1 protein-coding gene is annotated in these 573 nt (G+C 45.4%); it reads left to right on the top strand.

Translation table 11 applies throughout. From position 1 onward, the window contains the following. The coding region (locus R7044_RS26990) for a methyl-accepting chemotaxis protein (protein WP_225456202.1) at positions 1-573 on the top strand (573 nt) is incomplete at both ends.

Genomic DNA, 573 nt, shown 5'->3' with positions numbered 1-573 from the left:
AAAACGTGGACAAACCGAGGCTTGAAGAATGTGCTGGTACGTTTATCCGCATTAACTGACCACGATTTTCGTGCCAAAGCAGATGAGATGGGCCCCTTTGAGTTAAAAGAGGTCGCACGCAAATTGAATCAGGTGATCGATTCAACACACGACTCTATCCAAACGGTTACACGTAATTGTGAGACGCTTTATCAAACCGCAGAAATCAGCCACGATGCAGCTGAGCAAACCAATGAAGGTCTAACGACGCAAAACGAAGCGTTAGCGAGCATGGTGACTACGATTACTCAGCTAGAGGCGTCCATACGTGAAATTGCGACAATAACGAATGCTTCGTCAGAAGATTCATTACTTGCTACACGACATACCGAAAAAGGTGTCCAAGTTGTCGAACAAAACCGCAAGCGGTTGGAATCGTTAGAAAGCTCTTTGGATATGAATGAACAATCAATGTTAGAACTAGACCAGCGTGTTAAGCAGATTCGTGAAATGGTCGATATGATCAGTGGTATCGCGGAAAGCACCAATTTACTTGCGCTGAATGCAGCCATCGAAGCTGCTCGTGCAGGTGAA

This window comes from Vibrio sp. 1402, assembly GCF_033340275.1.
The sequence above is the reverse complement of the archived record's forward strand: the minus strand, read 5'-3'. Positions and strand labels throughout refer to the sequence as shown.